General features: G+C 46.0%; 13 protein-coding genes. All 13 read right to left on the reverse strand.

Annotation, left to right across the window (positions count from 1 at the left end):
• Window positions 1–39: 39 nt before the first annotated feature.
• The gene (gene glgA / locus LSG31_RS17945; protein ID WP_347439558.1) at window positions 40–1,482 is read right to left on the reverse strand and encodes a glycogen synthase GlgA; all 1,443 of its coding nucleotides are present in this window, start codon (window positions 1,480–1,482) and stop codon (window positions 40–42) included.
• 117 nt (window positions 1,483–1,599) lie between these two features.
• Window positions 1,600–2,715 carry a glucose-1-phosphate adenylyltransferase subunit GlgD gene (gene glgD, locus LSG31_RS17950; protein ID WP_347436417.1) on the reverse strand — a complete coding sequence of 372 codons (1,116 nt, stop codon included), beginning with the start codon at window positions 2,713–2,715 and terminating at the stop codon, window positions 1,600–1,602.
• Between the two features lie 5 nt (window positions 2,716–2,720).
• Entirely contained in the window at window positions 2,721–3,914 is a 1,194-nt protein-coding gene (locus LSG31_RS17955) for a glucose-1-phosphate adenylyltransferase (RefSeq protein ID WP_347436418.1), read from the reverse strand.
• Window positions 3,911–5,830, reverse strand: coding sequence for a 1,4-alpha-glucan branching protein GlgB (gene glgB / locus LSG31_RS17960; RefSeq protein WP_347436419.1), 1,920 nt, complete (start codon window positions 5,828–5,830; stop codon window positions 3,911–3,913). The genes LSG31_RS17955 and glgB overlap by 4 nt, the downstream gene beginning before the upstream one ends.
• A gap of 123 nt (window positions 5,831–5,953) precedes the next feature.
• Window positions 5,954–6,397 carry a nucleoside-diphosphate kinase gene (gene ndk, locus LSG31_RS17965; protein ID WP_347436420.1) on the reverse strand — a complete coding sequence of 148 codons (444 nt, stop codon included), beginning with the start codon at window positions 6,395–6,397 and terminating at the stop codon, window positions 5,954–5,956.
• Between the two features lie 111 nt (window positions 6,398–6,508).
• Window positions 6,509–7,474, reverse strand: a complete 966-nt coding sequence (locus LSG31_RS17970) for a polyprenyl synthetase family protein (protein ID WP_347436421.1) — start codon at window positions 7,472–7,474, stop codon at window positions 6,509–6,511.
• 105 nt (window positions 7,475–7,579) lie between these two features.
• Window positions 7,580–8,476 (reverse strand): heptaprenyl diphosphate synthase component 1, encoded by an 897-nt coding sequence (locus LSG31_RS17975; protein WP_347436422.1) that lies wholly within the window; start codon window positions 8,474–8,476, stop codon window positions 7,580–7,582.
• Window positions 8,477–8,774: 298 nt separating this feature from the next.
• Window positions 8,775–9,239, reverse strand: a complete 465-nt coding sequence (locus LSG31_RS17980) for a hypothetical protein (RefSeq protein ID WP_347436423.1) — start codon at window positions 9,237–9,239, stop codon at window positions 8,775–8,777.
• 106 nt (window positions 9,240–9,345) lie between these two features.
• The gene (gene mtrB, locus LSG31_RS17985; RefSeq protein ID WP_347436424.1) at window positions 9,346–9,573 is read right to left on the reverse strand and encodes a trp RNA-binding attenuation protein MtrB; all 228 of its coding nucleotides are present in this window, start codon (window positions 9,571–9,573) and stop codon (window positions 9,346–9,348) included.
• 127 nt (window positions 9,574–9,700) lie between these two features.
• A complete protein-coding gene (locus tag LSG31_RS17990) occupies window positions 9,701–11,284 on the reverse strand; it encodes an acetate--CoA ligase (RefSeq protein WP_347436425.1) in 1,584 nt (527 codons plus the stop codon).
• Window positions 11,285–11,478: 194 nt separating this feature from the next.
• Window positions 11,479–11,760 carry an HU family DNA-binding protein gene (locus LSG31_RS17995; RefSeq protein WP_347436426.1) on the reverse strand — a complete coding sequence of 94 codons (282 nt, stop codon included), beginning with the start codon at window positions 11,758–11,760 and terminating at the stop codon, window positions 11,479–11,481.
• A 160-nt stretch (window positions 11,761–11,920) separates the two neighbouring features.
• Complete coding sequence (spoIVA, locus tag LSG31_RS18000) at window positions 11,921–13,399, reverse strand: stage IV sporulation protein A (RefSeq protein WP_347436427.1); 1,479 nt, start codon at window positions 13,397–13,399, stop codon at window positions 11,921–11,923.
• A 329-nt stretch (window positions 13,400–13,728) separates the two neighbouring features.
• Entirely contained in the window at window positions 13,729–14,559 is an 831-nt protein-coding gene (locus LSG31_RS18005; protein ID WP_347436428.1) for a lipoate--protein ligase family protein, read from the reverse strand.
• Window position 14,560 lies beyond the last annotated feature (1 nt).

Here is a 14,560-nt window from a genome sequence, read left to right on the forward strand (position 1 = left end):
TGCTTCGGTATAAATGGGATATGAGTATATAGATCCCACTCAAGTTACGTCTTCCATTTTTTTCAAATCTTCATACATGGCTTTGTACTTCCTTGCCGAATTTGTCCAACCGAAATCCATCTGACTGGCCTCTTTGACCAAATTATTCCATACCTGCGGATTCTGATAGAACCACAGTGCCCGGTGTATCGCATACAGCATGTCATGTGCGTTGATATTGCGAAAACTAAAGCCGTTTCCGGTGCCTGTCGCTTCATTATAGGATTGAACCGTATCCCGCAATCCGCCCGTTTCCCGCACGATGGGAATGCTTCCATAGCGCATGGCGATCATTTGGCTGAGTCCACAGGGTTCAAAAATCGAAGGCATTAAAAACAGGTCGGAAGCCATGTAAATGTTTCGTGCCAAACGTTCGTCAAATCCGATTCGCACATACAGTTTGTCTGGATACCGCTTTGCAAATTCAGAAAATCTTTGCTCATATCGATCCTCTCCTGAACCGAGGATCACCATCTGTACATCCGATTTCATGATCTCGTCGATGACGTGCAGCACAAGATCCAAGCCTTTTTGCGCCGTCAATCGGGTAATCATCCCGATTACAGGCGTTCGTTCCTTTTCCGGCAAGCGGAAATGCTTTTGCAAGCGCCTTTTATTGATCTGCTTTTGCCGCAGCAAATCATCTGCATGTGCATACAAATCCGGATCTGTATAAGGATCGTAGGATTGGACGTCAATTCCATTTAAAATGCCTGTGAGATCCTTTTGCCGGTGCCGCAGCAGCCCATCCAATCGCTCCCCAAAATAGTCGTGCTGGATCTCACTCGCATATGTGGGGCTGACCGTTGTCAATCGGTCGGAATATACCAATCCCGCTTTCATATAGTTGACCTGCCCATAAAACTCCATTTGATCGATTGTAAAATAGTCTTCGGAAAGTCCGAGTATGTCTCCCAATATCGGGTGCGGGAAAATTCCTTGGTACTGAAGATTATGAATGGTGAAAACCGTTTGGACCGATTGATAGAATGGATGTGCCGCATAATGTGTCTTTAAAAATAAACTGACAAGTCCCGAATGCCAATCATGACAGTGCATGATATCCGGCTGAAAAGAAAGGGCCGGCAGCATTTCCAGAACGGCCCGGCAAAAATAAGCGAAGCGCTCCGCATCGTCTTCACAACCATAAATGGAATCCCGTTTAAAATAATATTCATTGTCGATAAAATAATGAGGAACTTCATCATAAATCAGTTGTTTTACGCCGCAATATTGATTTCTCCAACCGAGGGGTACCGTTCCAGTCACCAAATCTGTCATTTGCTGTCGGTATGTATCCGGAATTTGACCATAACAGGGCAAGACGACGCGAACATCCGCACCCAAGGAACGAAGCGCCCGCGGCAATGCGCCAATCACATCTGCCAAACCGCCTGTTTTTACGAACGGTACTCCTTCTGCTGCCACAAATAGTATTTTCAACTTTGTCACATCTATCAACTGCGCCACATCCCTATTGTTCTCGTTGCAAGTCTGTTTTTATTGCACATCGTAAAAAACATGTACATGTTGTGGAAACGTCAAAATGTCACGGAAACGTCATGAAACGATCTGCCGCTTTCCGATGACTCGGGGCATGCCCGGCTCGCCATGGATCTTGCTGCCTTGCGTCACACGCACTTCTTTATCCAGAATCGCCAGCTCGACTGTCGCATCAAGAGCAACGGAACATTTCTGCAGCAATATGCTGTTTTTGACGTGCGCACCTTTTTCCACCTTCACTCCCCGAAACAATATGCTGTTCTCCACCGTTCCCTCAATGATGCATCCATTGGCAATCAAGGAATTCCTTGCGGTTGCCAAAGGACCATACCGGGCAGGAGGCTCATCCTTGATTTTCGTATAAATGGAGCCATATTGAAAAAACAGGGATTGCCACCATTCCGGCCGCAGCAGCTCCATGCTGTGGCGAAAATAGCTTTCAATGGAATGAATCATTGTTACGTGTCCGTCATATCTGTATGCCTGTACCCGCAAGGATGACAGACGCTCCTGCAACAGTTCCCGGTTGACATCGAAAGCTTCCTTTGCCGCGGCTGCCTCAATCAACTGGATAAATAAAGATTTCTTGACGATATACGTTTCCAAAAAGACATTTTGCCATTCATTTGACTGTTTGCAGCGATCCATGTGTACAACCCGGCCGTTTTCCAGTGAGAATCCCATACAATTGCTTGCTTCCGCGGCTGTCAGCCGCATTTCCTGATACAAAACGGTGATATCCGCACAACTCTCTTTATGCGACTGAACAAGCGGTTTAAAGTCGATGGGAAACAACATGTGCCCTTTTGTAACGATCACATACTCACCTTTACTGCGTTTAAAGAAATCAATATGTCCATAAAAATTTTGCAGATCCCCACGATACACACCGAAGGGGTACTCAACGGCCGGCGGCAGAATAAACAAGCCTCCGTCCTTCCGGTTTAAATCCCATTCTTTCCCCGATCCCAAGTGATCCATCAGCGATCTTGCATGGTTTAATGTGAATACCGCCACATTTCGCACACCGGAATGAACGAGATTTGACAAGACAAAATCGATTAACCGATAGCGGCCTCCGAAAGGTACTGACGCGATCGAACGATTTTGCGTCAGCGGTCCCAAAAAGGAAGACGTATCTCCAAGATTAATGACGCCAATCACCTGATTCATTCCTGTCACGCCTTTCCTTCATCGCTTGTTATGATCGAATCATCCGGAATCATCGTTTCTTCACCAATCACCACAATCGGTGCATATTCAGATGCATCTTCCCGCCAATCCTTTTGGCCGCCGATCTGGCAGTTGTCGCCAATCACGGTGCCGGCGCCGATAATCGCCTTATGAATGCGGACATTCTTGCCGATGATAACATTCGGCATAATGACGGAATGGGTAATTTTCGTATCCGTACCCACATGTACTCCGTAAAATAATACGGAGTGCGCCACATCTCCAAAAACCATGCAGCCTTCATTGATCAGACTGTGTTGAACATTTGCGGCAGCTGCCAAATATTGCGGCGGTTGATTCGGATTGACCGAATAAATGCGCCATGTACTGTCATTCATATCAAGCTGCGGCTGATTCGATACAATATCCATATGCGCTTCGTATAAACTTTCAATGGTTCCGACATCCTTCCAATACCCCTGAAAAAGATGACAATTCATTTTCATTCCCGCTTTCAGCATGGCGGGCAATACATCTTTGCCAAAGTCATGGCTGGACAGTTGCTCACTATTATCTAGCAATAAATGTTCATGAAGCAGTTTCCAGTTGAATATGTAAATGCCCATGGATGCCAAATTCGTTTTCGGATTTTCCGGCTTTTCTTCAAATCCTGTGATCCACTGCTCCTCATCTACGTTGATGATGCCGAAGCGCGACGCTTCTTCCCACGGGACGCGGATCGCTGCGATGGTGACAGCCGCGCCTTTTGCTTTATGTTCTTGCAGCATTTCATCGTAGTTCATTTTATAGATATGATCACCTGATAGAACGAGAACATAATCCGGATCATACGTTTGTATATACGGGATATTTTGATAGATGGCATTTGCCGTTCCTGCATACCATGTTCCGCCGTTTTTTTGCTGAAAGGGCGGCAATACGGTTACTCCCCCATGTTTTCGGTCAAGATCCCAGGGACTGCCGATCCCAAGATACGTATGCAAGACAAGGGGCTGATACTGTGTCAATACACCGACTGTATCGATTCCCGAATTGGTGCAATTGCTAAGGGCAAAATCGATGATTCGATATTTTCCGCCGAAGGGAACGGCCGGCTTTGCCAGCTTATGCGTAAGAACTCCCAGCCTTCTGCCCTCGCCTCCTGCCAAAAGCATCGCAATGCATTCTTTTTTGCTCATATGGTAGTCCCCTTTCCGCCTCTGGCAGATTTCTTTAACACGACCATCGCTAACGGCGGCAAGCAGATATGGATACTTTTTTTCCGATTGTGCCATGGAATCCCTTCACTCTGGATACAACCGCGATTGACTTGTCCCGACCCTCCATATATATGCTTGTCGCTGTTGAAAACTTCCTCGTATGCTCCAGACTTTGGAACGCCGATTCGATACTGCGGATACAATATGGGTGTAAAATTGCAGATAATAATGAGGAATTCTTTTGCAACTTTGCCTTTGCGCATATATGTAATCACACTTTGGTTGCGATCATGCGGATCGATCCATTCAAATCCGGACGCTGTGTGATCCAACTGCCAAAGAGAGGTTTGCTTTCGATACAAGTAATTCAGATCCCGGACATAGGAAAATAACTGCCGGTGTTGCTCAAAATCAAGCAAGCTCCATTTCAGTTGCTCATCTTCGTTCCATTCTTCAAATTGTCCAAATTCTCCACCCATGAACAAAAGCTTTTTGCCCGGATGTGTCATTTGATAACCCAAAAGCAGACGAAGATTGGAAAACTTTTCCCAATAATCTCCCGGCATCTTGTCGATGAGCGAACGTTTGCCATGCACCACTTCGTCATGGGACAAAGGCAAGAGAAAGCGCTCGGAAAACGCGTATACAATCGAAAATGTCAATAAATCGTGTTGATCGTTGCGATATAGGGGATCTATTTCAAAATAGCGCAATGTGTCATTCATCCAGCCCATGTTCCATTTCAGCGGAAAACCCAATCCGCCGGCAGCCACATCGCCTGTAACAGGCAAGCAAGCGGTAGATTCTTCCGCCATTACAAGAGTGTCAGGATACTCCTGTCGAATGACCGCATTTAATTTTTTCAAAAATGATATGGCTTCAAGGTGCTCCCGTCCTCCATAGGCGTTGGGCGTCCACTCGCCCTCTTGTTTGGAGAAATCCAGATATAACATGCTGGAGACGGCATCGACCCGCAAACCGTCAATATGGTATTGATCCAGCCAAAACAAGGCATTGGAAAGCAAAAAACTGACGACTTCCGGTTTCCCATAGTCAAAACCCAGCGTGCCCCAATCCGTTTTTTCCGCCTTCCTTGAATCTGCCGACTCATATTGGGGAGAGCCGTCAAACCTGCGAAGACCATGTGCATCTTTGGCAAAATGGCCTGGAACCCAATCCAGAATCACTCCTAAACCTGCCTGATGGCATTGATCGACAAAATACATAAAATCACAAGGGTCTCCATAGCGGCTGGTAACGGAAAAAAATCCGGTAATTTGATAGCCCCAGGAACGATCATAAGGATGTTCCGAGAGTGGCATGCATTCAATATGTGTGTAGCCCAAATCGTTGACATAAGGGATCAGTTCTCTTGCCAATTCACGATATGTATAAAATGTCCCATTGTCTTTTCGTTTCCAGGAACCCATGTGCATCTCATAAATATTTACAGGGCGGTTCAAAAAACCGTTTGCCGTATTGCTTTTCTTTTTTTGCCACTCCTTGTCGCCCCATTGATACGTCGCCAAATCGTACACAATCGACGCGGTATGCGGTCGTACTTCCGAAAAAAAGGCATACGGATCTGCTTTTAAAACAATCCCTTCCTCTGTATGAATTTCGTATTTGTAAATACAACCCGCAGCAAGCCCAGGGACAAATGTCATCCAAATGCCTGCCATGTTCAGACGCTGCAACTCGTGATTTCGTCCGTTCCAGCCATTAAAATCACCGACCAACCGGACAGATTTGGCACGAGGTGCCCAAACGCCAAATCGCACGCCCCGTTGTCCGGCGCTTTCACAAACGTGGGAGCCTAATAAGCGGTAACTTCGAAGCAAATTCCCTTCATGAAACAAATATATTTCATAATCATGAAAGCCATTATAAGTCATGCTGCTACCTGCCTTTTTTACCAATACATTAGCATTATATAACATTTGACGAATCCTGACAGTGCAAAAAAAGACCTGGCAAATCATTGCCAAGTCGTTTGATTGCAAAATATTCAATTACGATTACACCCACCGATTGATTGTTTTCTCAAACGAGAGAACATCGCCCGCCGTAAACCAAAGGGAAATTTCCCGTTCCGCGTTTTCCGGACTATCGGAACCGTGAATGATGTTATTTGTCACACTCAATGCGTAATCGCCGCGAATCGTGCCGGGAGCAGCATCAACCGGCTTCGTTTTACCCATCATGAGACGGCTGATGGCAATTGCATCATTGCCCTGCCAAACCATTGCGAACACCGGTCCGGATGTGATAAAGTCGACCAATTCCCCAAAAAACGGCTTCTCGCTGTGTTCTGCATAATGTTGTTCCGCCAATTCGCGGGAAACGTTCATCAACTTTGCTCCTACAAGCTGCAGACCTTTGCTTTCAAAGCGGCGAACGATCTCCCCGATCAATCCCCGTTGTACTCCATCCGGCTTCACCATAATAAACGTCTTTTGCATAGTAAATCATTAACCTCCATTTATTCCGACAGATCAAATTATGTATGTGCGTAACCCATACGCCTAATCTATTGTATACGAATCCCGAGCATTGGGGCAAGCTGCCATTCGTCAATACTCCCGTTTGCTGATAAAAATGGCGATTTGGCGAAGCTTCTCTTTCCATTCCAAGTTCGGAAGCGCATCAAGGTGTTTTAATGCTCGCGCCAAATACCGGTCTGCCAGTGCTTGTGATTGTTCAATCGCCCCGACGGAACGGATCCGGGAAATGGCAGATGCCACTTCCTGATCAGTCATATCCCGATGAATCAGCCTCCGCAGCGTGTTTGCCGTCTCCGGAACCCGACACGCATACAGCACAGGCAACGTGATATTGCCTTGCCGCAAATCACTGCCGACGGGTTTTCCCAACTTCTTTTCCGTTGCAGTCATATCCAGGATGTCATCCGTGATTTGAAACGCCATGCCAAGGTTATACGCATACTTGCCAAGCGCTTGCACAACCGTTTCTTTACAGTTTGCCGCAAGCGCCCCAAGTGTACAGCTCACCGACAGCAAAAGAGCTGTTTTGCGTTTAATTCTCCGCAGATATGTACGCAGATGTTGATCAAATCGGTAAAAATCACGGACTTGCTCAATTTCCCCTTCGCACATTTGCACAATCGAGTCTGCCAAGATCTGATGGCTTCTGAGATCGGGAACATCCGCGAGAATTTGCAGCGCCCGGGCAAGAATAAAATCCCCGGTATACATGGCAATCCGGTTGCCCCATGCGGATTTGACGGTCGGAGATCCCCTGCGTTTGTCAGCGTCGTCAATCACATCATCATGCACAAGTGTGGCCATATGGATGAGTTCCAAAGCAACCGCAACCCGAGACAAGCGCTCCAAATCATATTCGCCAAATTTTGCAGCCAACAGCACAAATACAGGCCGGATTCGCTTTCCTCCGGCTTTTAGCAAATGGGCAGATGCTTTTTGCAGTACTTTTTCATTGGATTGCACTTCTTTTAACAATCGTTTTTCAACAATTTCGAGATCTGCGCGCAAATCGTAATAGATTTCAATCAAATTCATGGAGGATCCACCTTAAACGTCGTAGTTCGATAAAAAAACCTCACAATTCATTCATGCCATGCCTCCGAATGGAAGAACATCGATGAAACGTGAGGAATCGTTTTGTCATACTTCTTCTACTTTCCGTTTCCTGCTTGATAATTCGTATTCGATACATGCGACCAAATTCGACAGTGCCTCGTCCAAACGAGAGACTGAACCCCTTTTCACTTGCTCGCAAGTCATACGAATCTTTTGTGTGACATCGTTCAACATGTGCTCCAATGTCCGCTTGGTATTGTATTTGATAAACCAAGAGGATATTTTGCCGTCAAACGAGTGGCCGTACTTTAATTTTTTTAAATATCGCCGTTCTTCCATGCTTGCAGCCTGCCAAAGCAAACGTTCATGAACATGAAACGACACATAATTCCCCGGTCCCGATTCATATGCATGAATAAGCGGAATCGAGTCTGACACCAATTGCAGCAAATGATGCCCTTCCGGCACTGAGATTTGTTTATGATCATAGAGTGCATCAAACAAGCAAAACGTCGTTGCGCCTAATGCCCGAACATGATCATCGACGGAAACGGAATCATGCAATTCATTCATACGCATATCTGTTTTAATTTCATTGATGCGCTGGATGGCATTGGCAAGACGTGAAACGAATGAGAGCATGCCGTTTTTAACCAAAATCCAATAGTATTTGCTGCTGAAGTAATCCCCTGCCAATACAGTCAACTGCCTGTCCTGTTCATGCAATTGGATCGGCTGATCAGGGATGATTGCGTGTACATGCAACCCGCGGTGGGCCAATAAAATTGCCAGGACTTCAGGATACCAGTCTGCAACTTCCTGATTCATCATGGCTGCCAAGACATCCGCGAGCGCTACAAGCACAAAATCCGTGGATCGTATGTAATTGGTCAGATCCAGATTCGGATGCGACATCTCCCGATACAGATCCCGGATAAAGACTCGATATTGTTCTTGATTGGTTATGCTATAACTCAGCACCTGATCAACTCCCGTCAGGTGAACATGCCGGAAAGGCGGTTACTCACCAAAATACATCTACACGATGAAGGATACCTATCATATTTTATAAGAGGATGTTCAAAAAGCGACCAAAATTCCACTTTCTGAACACGAACTATAATAAGTATTTATATTCTGTATAAAAAAGCAACTATATATAGCTTGGATATATATAGCAAGCACTGCAACAGTATACCACAAATCGTATCGGCAAAGTGTAGAAATTCACATGTAGTATAGCATATATTTGCAGTGACAAAACAAAGGTTTCTTTATATTAATTATACTCGATTTGAAAATGCTGTTTGACAAATTCAACAATTTGTTCACGATTTGGCAACGGATTTTTGAAATCTTTATTTTCCCCGTACACACTTCCTACTTTCTGATTCGACAGCACATTGACAAACCGGATCTCGGCAGCTTCAATGGCAGATCGTTGAGTCAACTGATATAGAATTGTATAGGCATCACGCAAACAATTGGCATCCAGGTTGCGTTGCCCGGCGGAAACTGTCACATATATTTTTCCGTTTTTCCGTTCAATCCGCTCAATTCTTCCATATGTTCGAACATTTGATAAAATTCGGATGGAGCGTTCCAATGGATTCGATGAGACCAAATGGGATGCAGAAGGCAACATCCAATCGACTGACAAATGATGAACTGGCAGAAACGTCAAACCAATGGATAAAAAGATCGAAAGAATAAATGCGAAACTAACTCCTTTTAACAAGTCCACGGACAATCCCCCCATTATTTATTCGTATGGGGAAGTGCCAACAGACATGCAAAAGAAAATGAAATGTTGCATGCCATGCGAGCAAAACAGAAACCGTCTCGCCTCGTTACTCGTTCGCTGCGTCGATTTCTCCATGACTTGTCAAAATTTTTGCTTTTCCGCGAATTTTAATTGCAGATGTGTGTTCCGTAAACTGGGCAATCATCACTTCACCTTTGTCCAATTTTTCGGAATGATGAAAACGGGTATCTTGTCCTCTTGTCAATCCAATCACTTGAACCCCATTTTCTTTTGCCTGAACGACAAAATATTCTCCATTGCAGTTCGTTCCCATTGCATGATTCCTCGCTCTCAATTTCGCTGATCTATTATACCACGATCCATTGTTGAATAAAAGAAACAGACATTCACAAACAACTATCTGTGAATGTCCAAACATGCGAAAGGTTATTGATTCCTGTTCATTGCGTCCGCAATTCCACTCTGCGAATTTTTCCACTCGGGGTTTTCGGCAATTCGGCTACGAATTCAATGATTCTCGGATATTTATACGGTGCGGTTATTGCTTTCACATGCTCTTGCAATTCTCGCATCAATTGCTCGCTTGGTTCTATATTTTGTTTCAAAACGACGAACGCTTTTACAACCGCACCGCGAATTTCATCCGGACTTGCAACAGCCGCACATTCTGCGACTGTCGGATGTTTCACTAATGCGTCTTCCACTTCAAAAGGGCCAATCGTATAGCCGGAACTGATGATAATGTCATCCGACCGGCCGCTGAACCAAAAATATCCCTCTTCATCATAGTAGCCTCTGTCCCCTGTAATGTACCATTCTCCGCGCAGCGCCGCCTGTGTCCGCTCGGGATCGTATAAGTATTCTTGAAAGAGACTCAGGTCGGAACGGTGAACAGCTATATCGCCAACTGTATTCGCTTCTACCGGATTGCCATCTCCATCGATGATGCCAATGCGTCTGCCTGGTATGACTTTTCCCATGGAACCTGGCCGAATGGTCATATTGGTCAAATTGCCGATCAACAGGCTATTCTCCGTTTGCCCATACCCATCGCGGACAGAAATTCCAAATTCCCTTTGAAATGTATCGATTACTTCCCGATTTAACGGTTCGCCGGCACTGCATGCACTGCGCAGCGCTTTCGGCTTGAATTCCGACAATCCGTCCACTTTTGCCATCAATCGGTATTCTGTAGGTGTAGCGCACAATACGGAGATGGGATACTCTTTCAATATGCTCAAATATGTTTTCGGATCAAAACGACCTTTATAAATAAACGCACAACCGCCGTTGCCGATGATCGAAACAAATGGACTCCAAATCCATTTCGCCCAGCCCGGACCTGCAGTTGCCCAAGCAAGCTCCCCCTGCTGCACGTCAAACCAGTGCTTGGCGGCTACTGCCAAGTGTGTATGCGGCCACGCATATGTATGTACAACCCCTTTTGGCTTACCTGTGGTACCGGACGTATAGGATAAGAATGCCGTATCTGTTCTGGCTGTTTTGACGTTTTCAAAAGAACCGCTTGCCCCATCCAGCAATTGCTGCAACGATAGCCAATGTTCCTTTTCTTCAATTGAAATATAGAGTTTGACATTTGGCGCTTGCCGGCGAATCGAATCCACTTCATTCATGATCGCTCCGGTCGCTACAATTGCTTTCGCGCCTGCATGTTGCAGACGATACAAAATATCGGTGCTTCGCAGCATTTCGGAGCCCGGCATGATGACAGCACCTAATTTGAGTAAAGCCAAATACACCACATACGCCTCGATACTTCGCGTGCATAACACCATGACCCGGTCTTTCGCTTCAATCCCTTGTGATTTGAAAGCGTTTGCACAGCGATTCGCCAAAACTTGTAATTCTTTATAGCTTACTTGTCTATGGCGCCCGGTTTCATCCAGAAACAAAAGGGCTGACTGATCCGGAATATTCCCGACATGCGCATCGAATACATCAGCAAAATTATAAAACTCCGGTACGAGTACATCTTCCGGTTGTTCGCTTGTTAATTCAACCATTCCTTTTCCTCCTTTTTCAATCCTGTGAGCTTTTCACATATCAATACTGTTATCTATTCGCTCGATCTGTTATGTATTCCTGCTCAAACCATCCGAATTTCGTAAAATCCCTCTGTATCGTGATACGCAAAAAAGAGCCATGCAATGACTTGCACAGCTCTTGATCCAACTTTCAGCCGTTTTACAAATGCGCGCTAAGCATTTTGTTGAACTGTATCGCGAAACGCTTTTCCTGCTTTAAATGCCGGAATCCGGCTTGCTTCAATCGTGATCTCTTCTCCCGTCCTGGGGTTTCTTCCTTTTCTTGCAGAGCGCTCGCGAATCTCAAAACTACCGAAGCCAATCAATTGCACGCTGTCACCCTCTGACAATGCTTGCACGATGCTATCGAATACAGCATCCACCGCTTTGCTTGCATCTTTTTTTGTCAAATCCGCCTTTTCTGATACTTGCTGAATCAAGTCTGTTTTATTCATATGTTTTCAGCTCCTTAACGACAATCTACAGAAAATAGTTCTTAATACAACGTTGTATCCATTTATTTGATTTTTATACGTATTTGCAGAAAAAAGAAGAGGATGCCGTTCATGAGCATCCTCTTCTACGATATTTACTATTCAAGTATCGCCGATTCTATTAAAGAATGATAGCGATCAGCCCGCCGCTGCCTTCATTGATAATTCTTGAGAGCGTCTCTTTGAGTTTGTACTGGGCATTTTCCGGCATCATGGCCAATTTGGCAGAGATGCCTTCGCGAACGATAGCCGCCAACGATTTGCCGAAAATATCGGAATCCCAGATTTTCAAAGGATCCTCTTCAAAGTCTTGCATCAAGTACCGCACAAGCTCCTCGCTTTGTTTTTCCGTTCCTACGATCGGAGCGAATTCGGATTCCACATCGACGCGAATCATATGAATGGATGGAGCAGTTGCCCGCAAGCGAACGCCGAAACGGGTACCTTGCCGGATTAATTCGGGCTCATCCAATGTCATTTCTTCAAGCACCGGCGGTGCAATGCCGTACCCCGTCAATTTTACCATGCGCAAAGCTTCCGCAACTTTATCGTACTCCCGTTTTGCGTATGTGAGATCTTTCATCAACTGCAGCAGTTGATCTTTGCCGCGAATCTCGATACCCACTACCTCTGTCAGGATCTGGTCGTATAAAGCATCCGGCGCAACCAAATCAATATCCGCAACTCCATGCCCCATATCCATATTGGATAATCCGGCATGTGCGACAAAATCAAATTCGCTAAAATGGCCGACAACGCGGTCGATGTCACGTAAACGGCGAATATCTTTTACGGTATCTCTAACGCACGTCTCAAAATTTACCCGCAGCCAATGGTCTTGATCGAGCACCATGACCCAGCTTGGCAAATTCACATTGACTTCGTGCACAGGGAATTCATATAGCGCCTCGCGCAGAACTCCCATAATATCATCTGTCGAGATATTTGCAACACTTAATGCGAGCACAGGGATATCATATTTTTCCGCCAATTGGACGCGCAATTGCTCTGTTTCCACACTTGTCGGCCGGGTGGAATTGACAACCATGACAAACGGCTTGCCTAATTCCTTCAACTCGGCGACTACCCGCTCTTCTGCTTCCACATAGGATTCGCGGCTAATCTCCGCAATTGTGCCGTCAGTTGTGATGACAAGTCCTAATGTGGAGTGATCAGAAATCACTTTGCGTGTGCCGACTTCCGCTGCTTCTTGAAAAGGAATGGGTTCGTCAAACCATGGAGTGGATACCATGCGCGGACCATTTTCATCCTCATATCCTCTGGCACCCTGTACCGTATATCCAACACAATCCACAACGCGTATACGAATGTCTAGCCCTTCACCGACATTTACTTCAATCGCTTGGTTCGGGATAAACTTAGGTTCGGTCGTCATAATCGTGCGACCAGCGGCACTTTGCGGCAGTTCATCCGTTGCGCGTATACGATCAGCCTCGCTTTTGATATTCGGCAGTACGATCAATTCCATAAATTTTTTGATGAATGTGGATTTACCTGTACGCACCGGGCCGACTACGCCGAGGTATATGTCGCCCCCTGTTCTTTCTGCAATATCTTTAAAGATATCGAATTTTTCCACGCTTCTCCCTCCCTATAAATATCGGCGTAGAATGCATCTTAACCTAGAGCTCATCCCTCCCCAAGTCAGTTGCAATCGTAAGAGCCCAGAACATCTATACATTCCACCGATGGACAATATATGTATATGAAAGCTTTCTGGGATTATTCCGGTTTGATCGCCAAGGATTTCTTTGTCCAGAATTCTTTATCAGTATATGAGGGAGAAAAAGATTTAGAACGGAAAATATCATAATTGAAAGAAGGCCTGCCATTCGGATCGCAACAAAAACAGCACACCGGGAGCCTAGACCTCCTGGTGTGCTATAAGGTATTCCCCGCAGGCTTCGTTCACCGCCGGAAATTCCATGAATCCTGGCTGTATTTATCCCGGATCAATTGCTCGATGGCCTGCTGTTCATCATCTGTAAGTTCACCGGGCGCAAGTTTGATCTCCAGCCCTTTTTCAAATCCGTCAAAAAAGTGCTTGGAAACCTCTTCAAATGTATAGGTATTCCCGGTTAACTGTTTCAGGCTCACAGCACGCTCGGCAAATGCCTGCTTCATTCGTTCCCGCATCCGCTCATTGGAAAAGCGCAGCACATCGAATAACGCACCGATGTCGAGATCCAGCAAAATCGAACCGTGTTGCAAAACCGTTCCCAATTGCCGCAATTGGGCGCTGCCGACGATTTTCCGCCCCTCGACGACCAATTCATACCAAGAGGGGGAGTCAAAACAGGCTGCTGAGCCCAAACTGTCATATTTTCCCCGCTCCTGCTCCTCTGCCAAGGACACCAGTTCCGCCTGCAAGCCAAGAGAGCGGAACCCTTCCAGAAGTCCCAGACTGATCGTACGATATGCTTCGATCACAGATGTTGACATCAGCCGATGGGATTCCGGGACGATGACGCTGTATGTCAATTCCGCATCGTGCAAAACCGCACGGCCGCCTGTCTGTCTCCTGACAAAGCCAAACCCTTTTTGTCCGAGACGTTCAAAATCGATATCCCGCCGCGCCTGCTGGAAATACCCGATGGACAGCGTGGGAGGCTGCCAACCGAAAAAGCGTATGGTCGGCGGCGCTTTCCCTTGACTGACTGCCTGCAAGACCGCCTCATCTGCTGCCATGTTAAACGCGGGGGACGAATTTCCAGTTGCCAGAAAACGCCAAGTTTCCATT

Source organism: Fodinisporobacter ferrooxydans (genome assembly GCF_022818495.1).
GTDB lineage: Bacteria > Bacillota > Bacilli > Tumebacillales > MYW30-H2 > Fodinisporobacter > Fodinisporobacter ferrooxydans.